Below are 15,106 nucleotides of genomic sequence, written 5' to 3' on the forward strand. Positions count from 1 at the left end.
AGAGCATGGAAGCCCGCGACCCTGAGCTCAGGAAAGAGCTAGACGCCACCGTGCAGGCCCGCGCCGAGCTGGGCCCGGAGTACGAGTCCGTGCTCATCGACTCGTTCCTGGAGAAGGTCGAGCGGCGACTCGACGGAACCCTCGACCGGCGTGTGCGCCGGCATCTCGCCGAACAGCAGATGGCCGTCGCCCGCGAGGCGCACTCGCCGCGGATCGCGGCGCGATTCGGCGAGCGGTTCGGCTTCGGCATCATCTCGCTGGTCCTGGCGATCCCGCTCTCCGCGATCGGCGTCGCGAACGCCGGGATCGACGGACTGGTCGTGGCCTGGGCGGGGATCGTCGGAGTCAACGCGGTGAACGCGGCGCACGGCTGGGTCTGGGCCCGCTCCGGCCGCGAAAGGCGGCGGGCGGCCTCCGACTGGGAGGAGTGAGCCGGCGCGGAGCGCGGGGGCCCGGCGCCTTCGCGCCCGTGGTCCGCACAGGGGTATGTCGCGGGGACCGCCGCACCCCCGGTTGCCCGGGGGGCGGGACGACGGCGGTCCCCGCGAGGGACGCGGTCCGGGTCAGGGCCGGGTGCCGCATCCTGGCGACAATGGAGGTCCGGGAGCCGCTCCGTAGTCCGTGTCGCCGTCTAGGGTGCCGGCGGGTTTCCCTGCCGACACCCACTAATGTGCCCGAGCCGTGTTAAGCGGGTGCTGCGCGTACGTGACGCGCTCGTACCGTTTTCACGAAGCCCGGACTCCTCGCGTTACGGCTTCGTACCGGCGTCCTTCGCGAGGAACGCCAGCAGGTCCTGCCTGCTCACGACGCCCTTCGGCTTGCCCTCCACCAGCACGATCGCCGCGTCGGCGCCGTCCGCGCCGCTGAGAACGGCCATCAGGTCCTCGACCGGCTCACCGGATCCGACCTGCGGCAGCGGTGCCGACATGTGCTTGTCGAGCGGGTCGGAGAGCTGGGCGCGCTGGGTGAACAGGGCGTCCAGGAGCTGGCGCTCGACGACGGAGCCGATGACCTCGGCGGCCATCACGTCCGGGTGCCCGGCGCCCGGCTTCACGATCGGCATCTGGGAGACGCCGTACTCGCGGAGCACCTCGATCGCCTCGCCGACCGTCTCCTCGGGGTGCATGTGCACGAGGTGCGGCAGCGGACCGTCCTTGTAGTCCAGGACGGCACCGACGCGCGCGGAGGTACCGGTGTCCTCCAGGAAGCCGTAGTCGGCCATCCACTCGTCGTTGAAGATCTTGCTCAGATAGCCGCGCCCGCTGTCGGGGAGCAGTACGACCACGACGTCGTCCGGTCCCAGACGCGAGGCGACCTCCAGGGCCGCGACGACCGCCATGCCGCAGGAGCCGCCGACGAGCAGGCCCTCCTCCTTGGCGAGGCGACGGGTCATCTGGAAGGAGTCCTTGTCGGACACCGCGACGATCTCGTCCGTGACCGTGCGGTCGTAGGCGCTGGGCCAGAAGTCCTCGCCGACGCCCTCGACCAGATACGGGCGCCCGGAGCCGCCCGAGTAGACCGAGCCCTCCGGGTCCGCGCCGATGACCTTCACCGCGCCGTCGCTGATCTCCTTGAGATAGCGGCCGGTGCCGGTGATGGTGCCGCCCGTGCCGACGCCCGCCACGAAGTGGGTGATCCGGCCGTCCGTCTGCTCCCAGAGCTCGGGACCGGTGGTCTCGTAGTGGGAGCGCGGGTTGTTCGGGTTGGAGTACTGGTCGGGCTTCCAGGCTCCCGGCGTCTCACGGACCAGCCGGTCGGAGACGTTGTAGTACGAGTCCGGGTGCTCGGGGTCGACGGCCGTAGGGCAGACGACGACCTCCGCACCGTACGCGCGCATCACATTGATCTTGTCCATGGACACCTTGTCCGGGCAGACGAAGATGCAGTGGTAGCCCTTCTGCTGGGCGACGATGGCCAGGCCGACGCCTGTGTTGCCGCTGGTCGGCTCGACGATCGTGCCGCCGGGCTTGAGCTCGCCGCTCTGCTCGGCCGCCTCGATCATGCGCAGCGCGATGCGGTCCTTCACCGACCCGCCTGGGTTGAAGTACTCGACCTTGGCCAGGACCGTCGCCTGAATGCCTGCCGATACATTGCGCAGCCTCACCAGCGGGGTGTTACCGACAAGACTGATCATCGAATCGTGGAATTGCACCGTGTACTCCGGGATCTCCGAGATGGTCCGGCCCAGAGTATGCGTACGGGCACGAGATTGGGCGAAGCGATTGGGCGCTGCCTCCCACGGGGCAGGTAGGTGTAAGTACGGCGTACGGCAAAGAGGAGGTGGACCCGACTGTGTCGAGGGCGAGAGTGGCACGGCGGATCGCGGCGGGCGCTGCTTACGGAGGCGGCAGCATCGGCTTGATCGGGGCCGCGACGGTGGGTGTGGTGCTGGCCGAGGTCCAGCTGGCGAAACGGCAGGTGGGCGGCGGTACGGCTCCCGTGCCGCCGAGTGCGGAGGGGCGGTACGGGGTGGCGTTCACCGGCCCCGCCGAACCGCTGCGGCTCGGGCTGCTCGGTGACTCCACGGCCGCGGGGCAGGGGGTGCGCAGGGCCGGACAGACGCCCGGAGCGCTGCTCGCCTCGGGGCTGGCGGCGGTGTCCGAGCGGCCGGTGGACATGCGGAACGTCGCGTTGCCGGGGGCCCGGTCCGACGACCTGGAGCGCCAGGTCTCGCTCCTGCTGGCCGATCCGGCGCGGGTCCCCGACGTCTGCGTGATCATGATCGGGGCCAACGACGTGACGCACCGGATGCCCGCCACCCAGTCGGTGCGGTGTCTGACCACGGCGGTGCGCAGGCTGCGCACGGCGGGCGCCGAGGTGGTCGTCGGTACGTGCCCCGATCTGGGGACGATCGAGCCGGTCTACCAGCCGTTGCGCTGGCTGGCCCGGCGGGTGAGCCGGCAGCTGGCGGCGGCGCAGACCATCGGCGCCGTGGAACAGGGCGGCCGGACGGTGTCGCTGGGCGACCTGCTGGGGCCGGAGTTCGCGGCGAACCCCCGGGAGCTGTTCGGCCCCGACAACTACCACCCGTCCGCGGAGGGGTACGCGACGGCGGCGATGGCGATGCTGCCCACCCTGTGCGCGGCGCTGGGCCTGTGGCCGGAGTCCGACCGGCTGGACGGGGCACGGCGCGAGGGCATGCTGCCGGTGGCCAAGGCGGCCTCCCAGGCGGCACGGGAGGCCGGTACGGAGGTCACGGGGGCCCGGGCTCCCTGGGCCCTGCTCAAGCACCGCAGGCGGCGGCGTCTCCCCGCGGCCACGGAGCCCACTTCGCACCCGGAGCAGCGCTCCGGCCCGCACCCGGGCCCGGACACCAAGCCGGACCCGGGCACGGACACGAAGCCGGACCCGGGCACGGACCCGGGCACGGGCACGGGCACGGGCCGCGGCGCAGACCCCGGCAGGGACCCCCGCACGGGCCGCGGCGCAGACCCCGGCAGGGCCCCCGGCACGGGCTCGACGTACCGGGAGGCGCGGCAGAGCGACTGAGCGGTTGCTTAGAAAAGAGGCCCGCATCACACGGCCTGCCGGGTGACCTCAGCGATACGTCCGGGTAACTTCCAAGTCAGTCAAGCCTGCAGCCTGTCTTCCAGCCCTCATGGAGCCGCGTGATGCCCGAAGCCGTGATCGTCTCTGCTGCCCGTTCGCCGATCGGCCGGGCCTTCAAGGGGTCCCTCAAGGACCTCCGCGCGGACGACCTGACCGCCACCATCATCCAGACCGCGCTGGCCAAGATTCCCGAGCTCGACCCCCGGGACATCGACGACCTGATGCTCGGCTGCGGCCTCCCCGGCGGCGAGCAGGGCAACAACCTGGGCCGCATCATCGCTGTACAGATGGGGATGGACCACCTTCCCGGCTGTACGGTCACCCGCTACTGCTCGTCCTCCCTCCAGACCAGCCGCATGGCGCTGCACGCCATCAAGGCCGGCGAGGGCGACGTGTTCATCTCGGCCGGTGTCGAGATGGTGTCCCGCTTCGTGAAGGGCAACTCCGACAGCCTGCCGGACACGCACAACCCGCTCTTCGCCGAGGCCGAGGCCCGCACGGCCGAGCGCGCCACGCAGGAGGGTGCGAGCTGGCACGACCCGCGCGAGGACGGCGTCGTCCCCGACGCCTACATCTCCATGGGGCAGACCGCGGAGAACCTGGCCCGGCTCAAGGGCGTCACCCGCCAGGAGATGGACGAGTTCGGCGTCCGTTCGCAGAACCTCGCCGAGGCAGCCATCAAGAACGGCTTCTGGGAGCGCGAGATCACCCCGGTGACGACGCCGGACGGCACCGTCGTCTCCCAGGACGACGGCCCGCGTGCGGGCGTCACGCTGGAGGGCGTCCAGGGCCTGAAGCCGGTCTTCCGCCCCGACGGCCTGGTCACCGCCGCCAACTGCTGCCCGCTCAACGACGGCGCCGCCGCCCTGGTGATCATGTCCGACACCAAGGCGCGCGAGCTGGGCCTGACCCCGCTGGCCCGCATCGTGTCGACCGGCGTCTCCGGCCTGTCCCCCGAGATCATGGGCTACGGTCCGGTCGAGGCCAGCAAGCAGGCGCTGAAGCGCGCCGGGCTGACCGTCGGGGACATCGACCTGGCCGAGATCAACGAGGCGTTCGCCGCCCAGGTCATCCCCTCCTACCGCGACCTCGGCCTGCCGCTGGACAAGGTCAACGTCAACGGTGGCGCCATCGCCGTCGGGCACCCCTTCGGCATGACCGGCGCCCGGATCACCGGCACGCTGATCAACAGCCTGCAGTTCCACGACAAGCAGTTCGGTCTGGAGACCATGTGCGTGGGCGGCGGTCAGGGCATGGCCATGGTGATCGAGCGCCTCAGCTAGTAGCCCCGGGGCCAGGACGCCTCCGCACTCCCTCGGAAGCCCCTCGGTGAACCGCACCGAGCCCCGACCGTGACCGAATCTCCCCCAGGATGTGATCTGCGTCCCGGGGGAGAGTCGTTTTCCCAGGTCACCGTAGTCACGGGGTTAAACACCAGGCACAAAGACCTGTCCAATTCGTGACGTAATGCACTGACAGCAGGCACAAGTACAGGACAAGCTGATGTAGGAAGTCGGGGGATCGATTGAAACCGGGAGTATGTCAGTGAGCGCCATGTCATTTGCCCTGTTGCTGACCACCGCCGCTGCCACGGCTGTCGGTGCCGCTGCTCTGCACGCCTCTCACGGGCTGCGCAAGCAGGTCGCGGCCCTGCGTACAGAACTGGCCGCGGGCCGACTGCACGGCGCCACCGTGCCGCCGCAGAGCCGCAGCACAGCCACCCCCGCCGCGGAGATACGCGCGGCCGTCAGCGAAGCCCTCGCCGAGGAGCGGGAGCGCGAGCTCGCCGAGGCGCGCGCCTTCTGGGCCGCCCAGGAGGCCCGCGACGCCGCCGACGCCCCGTCCCTGCTGGGCGGTCTGGCCGGTCTCGGCGACGACGCCCCCTTCTTCCTGCCTCGCCAGGCCGACTTCTCCGGCCTCGAAGGGATGGACCTCGAAGCGACCGAGGCCCTGGAGGAGCTGGCGGAGATGACGGAGCTCGGCGAGCGGGCGTCGGCGGAGCGCGAGCTCGCCGAGATCACCGACCTGCCGGAGATCTCCGAGTTCACCGAGGACTCCCCCGAGCTGGCCGCGGCCCGCCGCCGCCACCCCTCGCACCCCGACTTCGTCCCCGTGCAGACACCCGTGGTCACCGATCACGAACGCACCGTGGGCCGCCTGGAGGAGCTCGCCGACACCGCGACCGAGCTGACGGACGTCCGCCCGGGCCCGCTCGGCACCCTCGACGTCTACGTCTTCGCGGACGGCACCACCCTCTGTATGACCCCGGGCCACCGGGAGACGGCCGAACGCCTCGCCGATTCCCTGCGCGCCGGTGAGACGCCGGTCCTGCTGGGCGGTTCCGGAGTCTCCGGCGCCTACGCCCTGACCTTCTCCTGCGGCAAGGACAACGTCTACATCCTGGCCGACCGGGTCATCGCCTCGTTCTAGTACGCGGTACTCCCGTGGCGCGGGTCCTACGCGAACGCCCGCGCCTCGGCCTCGTCGACGCATCGCACGGCCTCGTCCAGCTCCACCGGCGGGGCCGTTACCAGTGCCTCGGCCAGATCGCGTCCCGCGACGGCGAGCTGGTCACCGACGCTGAACACCCCGGCATCCGGCATGAGGAGCGGCTCCCGGCCGGGCCGTTCGATCCGCTGGGCCCGTACGGCTAGTTCCCGCGCCGCGGCCAGCGCCTCGGCGGCGGCGCCGCGCTGGAGCCGGCTCTGCGGGGCGGCACGCAGACGGTCGGCGAACCGGTCCACGGCAGTGATCAGGGGCGTCGTATCGAGCACCCCGCGACCCTACGCGCCCCTCCCCGATGGTTGCCAACGGCCGGGCGCTCAGGCACGGTGTCGGGAAGGACCAGCACCGCGTATCGCGTCGGAGGCGCCGATGTCCCAAGTCTTCTCCGAAGAAACCCATCGCAACCTGCTCTCCCGTATCCCCCAGTGCACCGGTCGCGAGATCTCCGACTGGCTCCGCACGGTCGACGAAGGCCCGTCCCTCTTCCGCTTCGAGGAGAAGGTCAGCTGGCTGCGGAGCGAACACGACCTGGCTTACGGCCACGCCAAGGCGATCATCCACGAGTACGACCTGAGACGAGCCGCCCGGAAGCTCGGGTAGGCGTACGCCTCCAGGGAACGGGAACGGCCCGCAGGCGGTGAGCCTGCGGGCCGTTCCGTCGTACGGGGTCTGAGGACTAGTCGTCGCCGCTCAGGATGGAGAGCACGCGCAGCATCTCCAGGTAGATCCAGACCAGGGTCATGGTGAGACCGAACGCCGCCAGCCAGGACTCCTCGCGCGGAGCGCCGAAGGCGATGCCGTCCTCGACCTGCTTGAAGTCCAGGGCCAGGAAGCACGCACCGAGGACGATGCCGATGACACCGAACAGGATGCCGAGGCCGCCGCTGCGGAAGCCCAGACCGTCGCCGCCGCCGATGAGGGCGAACAGCAGGTTGACCACCATCAGGAGCATGAAGCCCATGGCGGCGGCCATCACGAAGCCGTAGAAACGGCGGGTGACGCGGATCCAGCGCATCTTGTACGCGAAGAGCACACCGGCGAAGACACACATGGTGCCCAGCACCGCCTGCGCGACCACGCCGGGGCTGATGTAGGTGCTGACCGCGCTGGACAGCACTCCGAGGAAGACACCCTCGAAGGCCGCGTACGCGATGATCAGCGCCGGCACCGGCTTGCGCTTGAAGGACTGGACGAGCGACAGGACGAACGCCACGAGGGCGGCGCCGATCGCGATGCCGTAGGACTTGCCGAGATTGGCCTCGTCGACCGGCAGCAGGACCCAGGCGAGCACGGCACCGAGCACCACGGTGCCCAGCGTCATCGCCGTACGCGTGACGACGTCGTCGATCGTCATCGCGCCGGAGCGCGCGGGCGCCTGCGGGGCGCCGTACTGGGTGTCCTGCTGGGCGTAGGGGTTCGTGGCGTACGGGTTGGCTGCGGTGCCCTGCGCGTACGGGTTGGTACCCGTCGCGGGGGCCCCGGCCTGCGGTGCCGCGTTGAAGCCCGCGGTGCCGTTGTCGCGGCTGAAGCCCCGTCGCGAGAAGACCGGGTTGCTGCTCCTCATTTCACTCCTCCATGGCCACACTGCGTGGCCTTCCCACAAGAGTAATGGGTAGGCAAAACAATCACCCTAGTGCTCGGGGAGGATCTTTTGGGAAGTTGATAGTTGAAGGACCCTCGGGCAACAGCCGCTCCCCGGCAGGGACCGCGGTGGTGCCCGGAGCCGGACTCGAACCGGCACGCCCCCGAGGGGCAGCGAGGTTTAAGCTCGCCGTGTCTGCATTCCACCATCCGGGCAAGGCGCGCGGCTCCGCGTTGGCACATGACCCTATCCGGGGGCATCCCTCGATCAGCGGAACAGTGGCGCGATGTTGTCTTATTTTATTGACTGCTTGAGGGGTCGTCAGCACATTCCCGGGCCCTTACCACCTGCCCGGCCCGGACCATGCCCCTGGCACCCCCTCGTACGGGAATGACGGAAACTCGCCGCACTCGGACGGCCCAATGCGCCAGGCCCGCGCCACCGTTCGCCACCGTCCCGCCACCTCACCCTTCGGCGCCGCGGCCGACGCCCCGCGGAACCGGCCGGGCGCCCGGTTCCCAGGGGCCCTCCGGCACCGCCCCCGTGACGTGGAACACAGCGCTCCCGCCGGGCGACGGATCGGCGGCCCTGCCGTCCGCCCCGGGCTCCGGCCCCGGCCGGCCGGGGAAGAACACGAGGTCCCGCGAGGGCGCTTCCGCCGTCGTCCCGGCCCGGCATCCACCCCAGCCCCGTCACCCTCCGTGACGGAAACCTCGTACCCGCGCGGCCGTACGCCGCCCCGCCCCACGAAGGGCGGACCTTCTCAGGGTCGGTGTCATACCCCAGGCGTACGCCGAAGGCCTGGCGGTGCGACTCAAGAGGGCCCCAGGAACGGGCACGGGGACTGACGACCGGGAGGAATACGGCGGTGACGATGGAGGGGTCCCCGAACGAAGCCCCGAACCAGGAGTGTCCCTGTGACCACCACCCCCACCGTTCACCGCGCCACCGCGGTGGCTGCCCGCGCCACGGAGCTGTCGAAGGTCTACGGCCAGGGTGAGACCCAGGTGATCGCCCTGGACCGGGTCACCGTGGACTTCCCGCAGGGCGAGTTCACCGCGATCATGGGCCCCTCCGGCTCCGGCAAGTCCACGCTGATGCACTGCGTGGCCGGACTCGACAGCTTCAGCAGCGGTTCCGTACGGATCGGCGAAACGGAGCTGGGGTCCCTCAAGGACAAGCAGCTCACGCAGCTCCGCCGCGACAAGATCGGCTTCATCTTCCAGGCGTTCAACCTGCTGCCGACCCTGTCGGCGCTGGAGAACATCACGCTGCCCATGGACATCGCGGGCCGCAAGCCCGACGCGGCGTGGCTCCAGAAGGTGATCGACATGGTGGGTCTCTCCGACCGCCTGAAGCACCGCCCGACCGAGCTCTCCGGCGGCCAGCAGCAGCGCGTCGCCGTGGCCCGCGCCCTGGCCTCCCAGCCGGAGATCATCTTCGGTGACGAGCCGACCGGGAACCTCGACTCCCGCTCCGGCGCCGAGGTCCTCGGCTTCCTGCGCAACTCGGTGCGCGAGCTCAGCCAGACCGTGGTGATGGTGACCCACGACCCGGTGGCCGCCTCCTACGCGGACCGCGTGATCTTCCTCGCCGACGGCGCGATCGTCGACCAGATGATGCACCCCACGGCCGACGGGGTCCTCGACCGGATGAAGGCGTTCGACGCGAAGGGCCGCACCAGCTGACGTAACGGCTGCTGCTCCCGTCCCCCTTCCGGAACCCCATCCCAGGACTACAGACATGATCCGCACCGCCCTGCGCAATGTCCTCGCGCACAAGGCCAGGCTGCTGATGACCGTGCTCGCCGTGATGCTCGGCGTGGCCTTCGTCTCCGGCACCCTCGTCTTCACCGACACCCTCGGCAGCGCCTTCCGCAACCAGTCGGCGAAGAGCTACGACAACGTCGCCGTCGCCGTCACCACCCACGCCTCCCAGCAGGACGAGAAGACCCCCGGTGTCGACACCGCCACCCTGAAGAAGATCCAGGGCCTGGACGGCGTCGCCGACGCCACGGGCCGGGTCTCCGGCTTCGCGGGCGTCGCCGACACCGAAGGCAAGCTCATCGGGAACGGCTGGTCCAACACCGGAGCCAACTTCTTCCCCGGGAGGAGCGGCCAGGACGACCAGTACACGTTCACCGACGGTTCGGGCCCCGCGGAGGCCGGCCAGGTCGCGCTGGACAAGGACTCCGCGGACAAGGGCGACTACCGCGTCGGCGACCCGGTCCGGGTCGCCACGAACGGACCGGTGAAGGAGTTCACCCTCTCCGGTGTGTTCACCACCGAGGACGGGGCCGTCAACGCAGGCGGCAGCCTGGTCCTGTTCGACACCGCGGTCGCCCAGAAGCTCTACCTCAAGCCCGGCGTCTTCCAGGACGTCACGATCTCCGCCGCGCCCGGCGTCTCCGCCCAGCAGCTGCTGGACGCGGTCGAGCCGCTGCTGCCGAAGGATGCGTCCGCCGAGACCGGCAAGGCCCTCGCCGACGAGCAGGCCGCGCAGATCGAGAAGGAACTCACCAACCTCAACACGATGCTGCTCGCGTTCGCCGGCATCGCCCTCTTCGTCGGCATCTTCCTGATCGCCAACACCTTCACCATGCTGGTCGCGCAGCGCACCAGGGAACTCGCCCTGATGCGGGCCGTCGGCGCCTCCCGCCGCCAGGTCAAGCGTTCCGTGCTGCTGGAGGCGGGCGTCGTCGGAGCGATCGCCTCGGTGACCGGATTCCTGCTCGGCCTGGGCCTCGCCGTCGGACTGCGCTCCGCGATGAGCCTCATCGGCGGCAAGATCCCCGCCGGTCCGCTGGTGGTCTCCCCCACCGCGATCGGTGCGGCCTTCGGCGTCGGCGTCCTGGTGACCGTGCTGGCCGCCTGGCTGCCCGCCCGCCGGGCCGCGAAGATCCCGCCGGTTGCGGCGATGAGCAGCGTCCACGCGGTGGCCACCACCAAGTCGCTGGTCGTACGGAACTCGATCGGCGGGGTGTTCGCCCTGCTCGGCGCGGCGGGCATCGTCGCGGGTGCGGCGGCGGCCGGCAGCGACGGCCGGATGCTCATCGCGGGCGGCGCCTTCCTGTCGCTGATCGGTGTCATCGTCCTCATCCCGCTGCTGTCCCGCCCGGTGATCGCCCTGGTGCGTCCGCTGCTGATGAAGCTGTTCGGCGTCTCCGGGAAGCTGGCCGCGCAGAACGCCGTCCGTAACCCCCGGCGTACCGGAGCGACCGCCTCCGCGCTGGCGATCGGTCTGACCCTGGTCACCGGCATCTCGGTGCTCGGCGTCACGCTCGGCCAGGCCGTCGACCGGATGACCACGGACAACATCAAGGCCGACTACATGGTCTCGATGGCGAGCGGCAACTCCCTCGACGAGTCCGCGCTCAAGGCCCTGGAGAAGGCCGACGGAGTCTCGGCGGTCTCCCCCCAGCAGGCCGTCTGGCTCGAAATGGGCAGCTCGGGCTACTCGGCCTCCGGGGTCACCCCCGGCGATGTGCAGAAGGTCCTCGCGATCAAGACCCTCTCCGGTTCGCTGGACACGCTCGCCGACGGCGGGATCGCGGTCTCCGAGAAGACGGCGAAGTCGAACGGCTGGAAGTCCGGCGACACGGTCCCGGTGACGTTCGAGGACGAGAAGAAGGGGAAGCTGAAGGTAGGCGCGCTCTACGAGGACAACGAGTTCCTCTCCCCCATCCTCGTACCGAAGACGCTCGCCGACGCGCACACCTCCCACCCGGAGATCCGCGAGATCTATCTGAAGATGGACGGCGGCGCGAGCGAGGCCAACGAGCAGGCCGTGGTGGACGCGCTGGGTGACAACCCGGCGATGAGCATCATGGACCGGCAGGACATCCGGGACATGTTCGGCGGCTTCGTCAGCATGGCGCTGAACATCATGTACGGCCTGCTGGCGATGGCCCTGATCATCGCGGTGCTCGGGGTCGTCAACACCCTGGCGATGTCGGTCTTCGAGCGGCAGCAGGAGATCGGCATGGTGCGGGCGATCGGCCTGGACCGGCGACGGGTGAAGCGCATGATCCGTCTTGAGGCCGTGGTCATCTCGGTCTTCGGCGCACTGATCGGCGTCGGGCTCGGTACGTTCCTCGGCTGGGCGATCGGCCAGACGCTGGCGACGGAGATCCCGCAGTACGCCCTCGTCATCCCGTGGGACAGGCTCGCGCTCTTCCTGGTGCTGGCGGGACTGGTGGGTGTGCTGGCCTCGCTCTGGCCGGCCCGCAGCGCCGCGAAGCTGAACATGCTGACGGCGATCAAGACCGAGTAGCGCTCGTCGGGTGCGTACGAGGGGCCGGTGTCCGCGACAGGCGGGCACCGGCCCCTCGTACGTGCGGGCTCAGCCCGTCGCGGTGGCCCGCCAGTCGCGGGTGCGCAGCGGCATGCGGGCGGCTCCGCCCTCCTCCGGGCGCACCGCGAGGATCTGGTTGACACCGATCCTGTTGCGCTCGAAGGAGAGCGCGGAAGCGGCCATGTAGAGCCGCCAGACCCTCGCCCGGCCGGGCGAGGTGGCCCGTACGGCGGCGTCCCAGTGCCGTTCCAGGTTGGCGACCCACCGGCGCAGGGTGAGTGCGTAGTGCTCCCGGATCGCCTCGACGTCCCGGGCCTCGAATCCGGCCTCCTCCAGGGTGGCCACGGTCCGGCCGACCGGCGCGAGTTCGCCGTCGGGGAAGACGTAGGCGTCGATGAACTCGTCGATGCGGTAGGCGGACTCGTCCTTCTCGGGGCGGCGGGCGATCTGGTGGTTCAACAGCCGGCCGCCGGGCTTGAGGAGCGCGTAGAGGTCGTCGGCGTACTCGCGGAAGCGGACGGTGCCGACGTGCTCGGCCATGCCGATCGAGGAGATCGCGTCGTACGGGCCGTCCCTGACGTCCCGGTAGTCCTGGACCCTGATCTCGATCCGGTCGGTGAGTCCTTCTTCGGCGATGCGCTTGCGGGCGTAGGCGGCCTGTTCGGTGGAGAGGGTCACGCCGGTGACTTGTGCGCCGTACTCACGGGCGGCGTGGATGGCCATCGAGCCCCAGCCGCAGCCGACGTCCAGGAGGCGGTCGCCCTCCTTCAGGCCGAGCTTGCGGCAGACCAGGTCGAGCTTGTCGCGCTGGGCGTCCTCCAGGGTGCCGTCCTTCTCCCAGTAGGCGCAGGAGTAGACCATGGACGGGCCGAGGACCAGTTCGTAGAAGTCATTGCCCACGTCGTAGTGGTGGCTGATGGCCTCCTTGTCGCGGCGCTTGGTGTGCAGCGGGCCGGTGCGGCGGCGTACTTCCTCGGCGGGCGGGGCCGGCGGCGGCCAGGGACCGGCCACCTGGACGAGGCCGCGGGCGAAGGCCCGGACCCTCGGGTCGCGGACGGGGTGGACGGAGTCCTTCGCGTCGGCGCCGCGCTCCCAGAGCAGTGCGGCCAGCAGGTCCAGGACCTCGTAGAGGTCCCCGTCGATGTCGATCTCGCCGGCCACCCAGGCGCGGGCCAGGCCCAGTTCGCCCGGCTTCCAGAGCAGCCGGCGCAGGGCCCGGCGGTGGCGAACCACGAGGACGGGAGCGCCCGGCGGCCCGGACTCGCTGCCGTCCCAGGCCCGGATACGGACCGGTAGGGGTTCTCCCAGCAACTCTTCGGCGAGAGCGGTCAGCCGCGATGCGGCGTCTGCCATGGCGCACACCTCCGTGGTGGTGTTTCCCAACATGCCCAAATTTCCACAAACATGCCCAAAACCGCGTCACGACACCTCGGGTTCGTGACGAGGTACACCTCGGTCAACAGTGCTCGCAGCGCAACTCATCCCGCTACCGCGCAATGGAACGGCAAAATACCTGCGCACTACACCTATCCGCTGCCGGACCGGCCTCGGACACCCCCGGCCCCCGGGAGCCGGACGGACCCGGATACGCCGAAGGGGCCGTCCGCACCACGGATGGCGGACGGCCCCTTCGGGCGTGGAACAGGGAGGCGCCGGGTCAGGAGGCCTTGGCCTTCTCACCCTCGGACTTGGCGACAGCCGGAGCCGGGGCGGGCTTGGCGGCCTCGTAGAACTCCTCGCGCGGCGTCTCCATGGCGCCGAGCGAGACGACCTCGCGCTTGAGGAACATCGCGAGGGTCCAGTCGGCGAAGATCCGGATCTTGCGGTTCCAGGTCGGCATCGCCATGCCGTGGTAGCCACGGTGCATGTACCAGGCGAGACGGCCCTTGAGCTTGATCTTCACCTTGCCCATGACGATCATCGCGACGCCCTTGTGCAGGCCGAGACCGGCGACCGCACCCTTGTTGGCGTGGCTGTAGTCGCTCTGCGGGAAGCCGCGCATCCCGGAGATGACGTTGTCGCCGAGGACCTTGGCCTGACGCAGCGCGTGCTGGGCGTTCGGCGGGCACCAGGCGTTCGGGTTGCCGGCCTTGCGGCCGACGAGGTCCGGAACCTGGGCGTTGTCGCCCGCGGCCCAGATGTAGTCGGTGCCCTGCACCTGAAGCTTCTCGGAGGTGTCCACGTGACCACGCGGTCCGAGCGGCAGACCGAAGCGGGCCAGAGCCGGGTTCGGCTTCACGCCGGCCGTCCACACGATGGTGCTGGAGTCGACCTCCAGGCCGTTCTTCAGCACGACGTGACCGTCGACGCACGAGTCCATGGAGGTGGAGAGGTAGATCTCCACACCGCGGCCCTCGAGGTGCTCCTTGCCGTACGCGCCCAGCTTCGGGCCGACCTCGGGAAGGATCTTGTCGGCGGCGTCGACGAGGATGAAGCGCATGTCCTCGCGCTTCACGTTGGTGTAGTACTTGGCCGCGTCCCGGGCCATGTCCTCGACCTCACCGATGGTCTCCGCACCGGCGAAACCGCCGCCCACGAAGACGAACGTCAGCGCCTTGCGGCGGACGTCCTCATCGGTCGTCGAGTCAGCCTTGTCCAGCTGCTCGAGGACGTGGTTGCGCAGGCCGATCGACTCCTCGATGCCCTTCATGCCGATGCCCTGCTCGGCGAGGCCGGGGATCGGGAAGGTACGGGAGACCGCGCCCATCGCGATGACGAGGTAGTCGAAGGGCAGCTCGTAGGCCTCGCCGACGAGCGGCGCGACCGTGGCGACCTTGCGGTCCTGGTCAATCGTGGTGACGCGACCGGTGAGCACCTCGGCCTTCGGCAGGACGCGTCGCAGCGGGACGACGACATGCCGAGGGGAGATGCTGCCGGCGGCAGCTTCGGGGAGGAAGGGCTGGTACGTCATGTACGAGCGAGGGTCGACAACCGTGACGGTCGCCTCCCCGTAGCGCATCTTCTTCAGAATGCGACGAGCTGCGTACAGGCCTACGTACCCACCGCCTACAACGAGGATCCTGGGACGCTCCGTGGTGCTCATGCCATCGAGTATCCACCCCCCTCGGGGCACCTGCTCGTGAGCCCCTTCACAAGCTATCCGCGACCCTCTGCTACACTCCGCCGCCCACGTGACCCAGGTCATGGGGGCCGAGGGGAACCACAGTGCCCCAGCGA

General features: G+C 70.0%; 12 protein-coding genes and 1 tRNA gene. 7 read left to right on the forward strand and 6 right to left on the reverse strand.

Going from position 1 to position 15,106, the window contains the following annotated elements:
- The first annotated feature begins 5 nt into the window (after positions 1–5).
- On the forward strand, positions 6–431 hold the full coding sequence (locus OG230_RS14180) for a hypothetical protein (RefSeq protein WP_328910559.1): 426 nt from the start codon (positions 6–8) through the stop codon (positions 429–431).
- A 317-nt stretch (positions 432–748) separates the two neighbouring features.
- Here the strand turns inward: OG230_RS14180 and OG230_RS14185 are convergent, their stop codons facing one another.
- A complete protein-coding gene (locus tag OG230_RS14185) occupies positions 749–2,152 on the reverse strand; it encodes a cystathionine beta-synthase (protein WP_328910560.1) in 1,404 nt (467 codons plus the stop codon).
- 155 nt (positions 2,153–2,307) lie between these two features.
- Here OG230_RS14185 and OG230_RS14190 point away from each other — a divergent pair, with 155 nt between their 5' ends.
- From OG230_RS14190 to OG230_RS14200, 3 genes are all read left to right on the forward strand, one after another.
- Positions 2,308–3,489 (forward strand): SGNH/GDSL hydrolase family protein, encoded by a 1,182-nt coding sequence (locus tag OG230_RS14190; protein WP_328911399.1) that lies wholly within the window; start codon positions 2,308–2,310, stop codon positions 3,487–3,489.
- A 122-nt stretch (positions 3,490–3,611) separates the two neighbouring features.
- Positions 3,612–4,832, forward strand: a complete 1,221-nt coding sequence (locus tag OG230_RS14195; RefSeq protein WP_328910561.1) for an acetyl-CoA C-acetyltransferase — start codon at positions 3,612–3,614, stop codon at positions 4,830–4,832.
- A gap of 271 nt (positions 4,833–5,103) precedes the next feature.
- Positions 5,104–5,979: a hypothetical protein gene (locus tag OG230_RS14200; RefSeq protein ID WP_328910562.1), complete on the forward strand. Its 876-nt coding sequence runs from the start codon at positions 5,104–5,106 to the stop codon at positions 5,977–5,979.
- Between the two features lie 26 nt (positions 5,980–6,005).
- Here OG230_RS14200 and OG230_RS14205 read toward each other — a convergent pair whose 3' ends face one another.
- Positions 6,006–6,323, reverse strand: a complete 318-nt coding sequence (locus OG230_RS14205; protein ID WP_328910563.1) for a hypothetical protein — start codon at positions 6,321–6,323, stop codon at positions 6,006–6,008.
- Positions 6,324–6,423: 100 nt separating this feature from the next.
- Here OG230_RS14205 and OG230_RS14210 point away from each other — a divergent pair, with 100 nt between their 5' ends.
- Entirely contained in the window at positions 6,424–6,654 is a 231-nt protein-coding gene (locus OG230_RS14210; RefSeq protein ID WP_328910564.1) for a DUF4287 domain-containing protein, read from the forward strand.
- Positions 6,655–6,730: 76 nt separating this feature from the next.
- Here OG230_RS14210 and OG230_RS14215 read toward each other — a convergent pair whose 3' ends face one another.
- Together OG230_RS14215 and OG230_RS14220 are read right to left on the reverse strand one after the other, a co-directional pair.
- A complete protein-coding gene (locus OG230_RS14215) occupies positions 6,731–7,618 on the reverse strand; it encodes a Bax inhibitor-1/YccA family protein (RefSeq protein ID WP_328910565.1) in 888 nt (295 codons plus the stop codon).
- A gap of 147 nt (positions 7,619–7,765) precedes the next feature.
- Positions 7,766–7,851 (reverse strand) — tRNA-Leu (locus OG230_RS14220).
- Between the two features lie 702 nt (positions 7,852–8,553).
- Here OG230_RS14220 and OG230_RS14225 point away from each other — a divergent pair.
- Positions 8,554–9,324, forward strand: a complete 771-nt coding sequence (locus OG230_RS14225) for an ABC transporter ATP-binding protein (protein ID WP_328910566.1) — start codon at positions 8,554–8,556, stop codon at positions 9,322–9,324.
- A 55-nt stretch (positions 9,325–9,379) separates the two neighbouring features.
- Entirely contained in the window at positions 9,380–11,908 is a 2,529-nt protein-coding gene (locus tag OG230_RS14230; protein WP_328910567.1) for an ABC transporter permease, read from the forward strand.
- A 69-nt stretch (positions 11,909–11,977) separates the two neighbouring features.
- Here OG230_RS14230 and OG230_RS14235 read toward each other — a convergent pair whose 3' ends face one another.
- Together OG230_RS14235 and OG230_RS14240 are read right to left on the reverse strand one after the other, a co-directional pair.
- Positions 11,978–13,282 carry a cyclopropane-fatty-acyl-phospholipid synthase family protein gene (locus OG230_RS14235; RefSeq protein ID WP_328910568.1) on the reverse strand — a complete coding sequence of 435 codons (1,305 nt, stop codon included), beginning with the start codon at positions 13,280–13,282 and terminating at the stop codon, positions 11,978–11,980.
- A 304-nt stretch (positions 13,283–13,586) separates the two neighbouring features.
- On the reverse strand, positions 13,587–14,972 hold the full coding sequence (locus OG230_RS14240; RefSeq protein WP_328910569.1) for an NAD(P)/FAD-dependent oxidoreductase: 1,386 nt from the start codon (positions 14,970–14,972) through the stop codon (positions 13,587–13,589).
- Between the last annotated feature and the right edge of the window lie 134 nt (positions 14,973–15,106).

Source organism: Streptomyces sp. NBC_00234 (genome assembly GCF_036195325.1).
Lineage (GTDB): Bacteria > Actinomycetota > Actinomycetes > Streptomycetales > Streptomycetaceae > Streptomyces.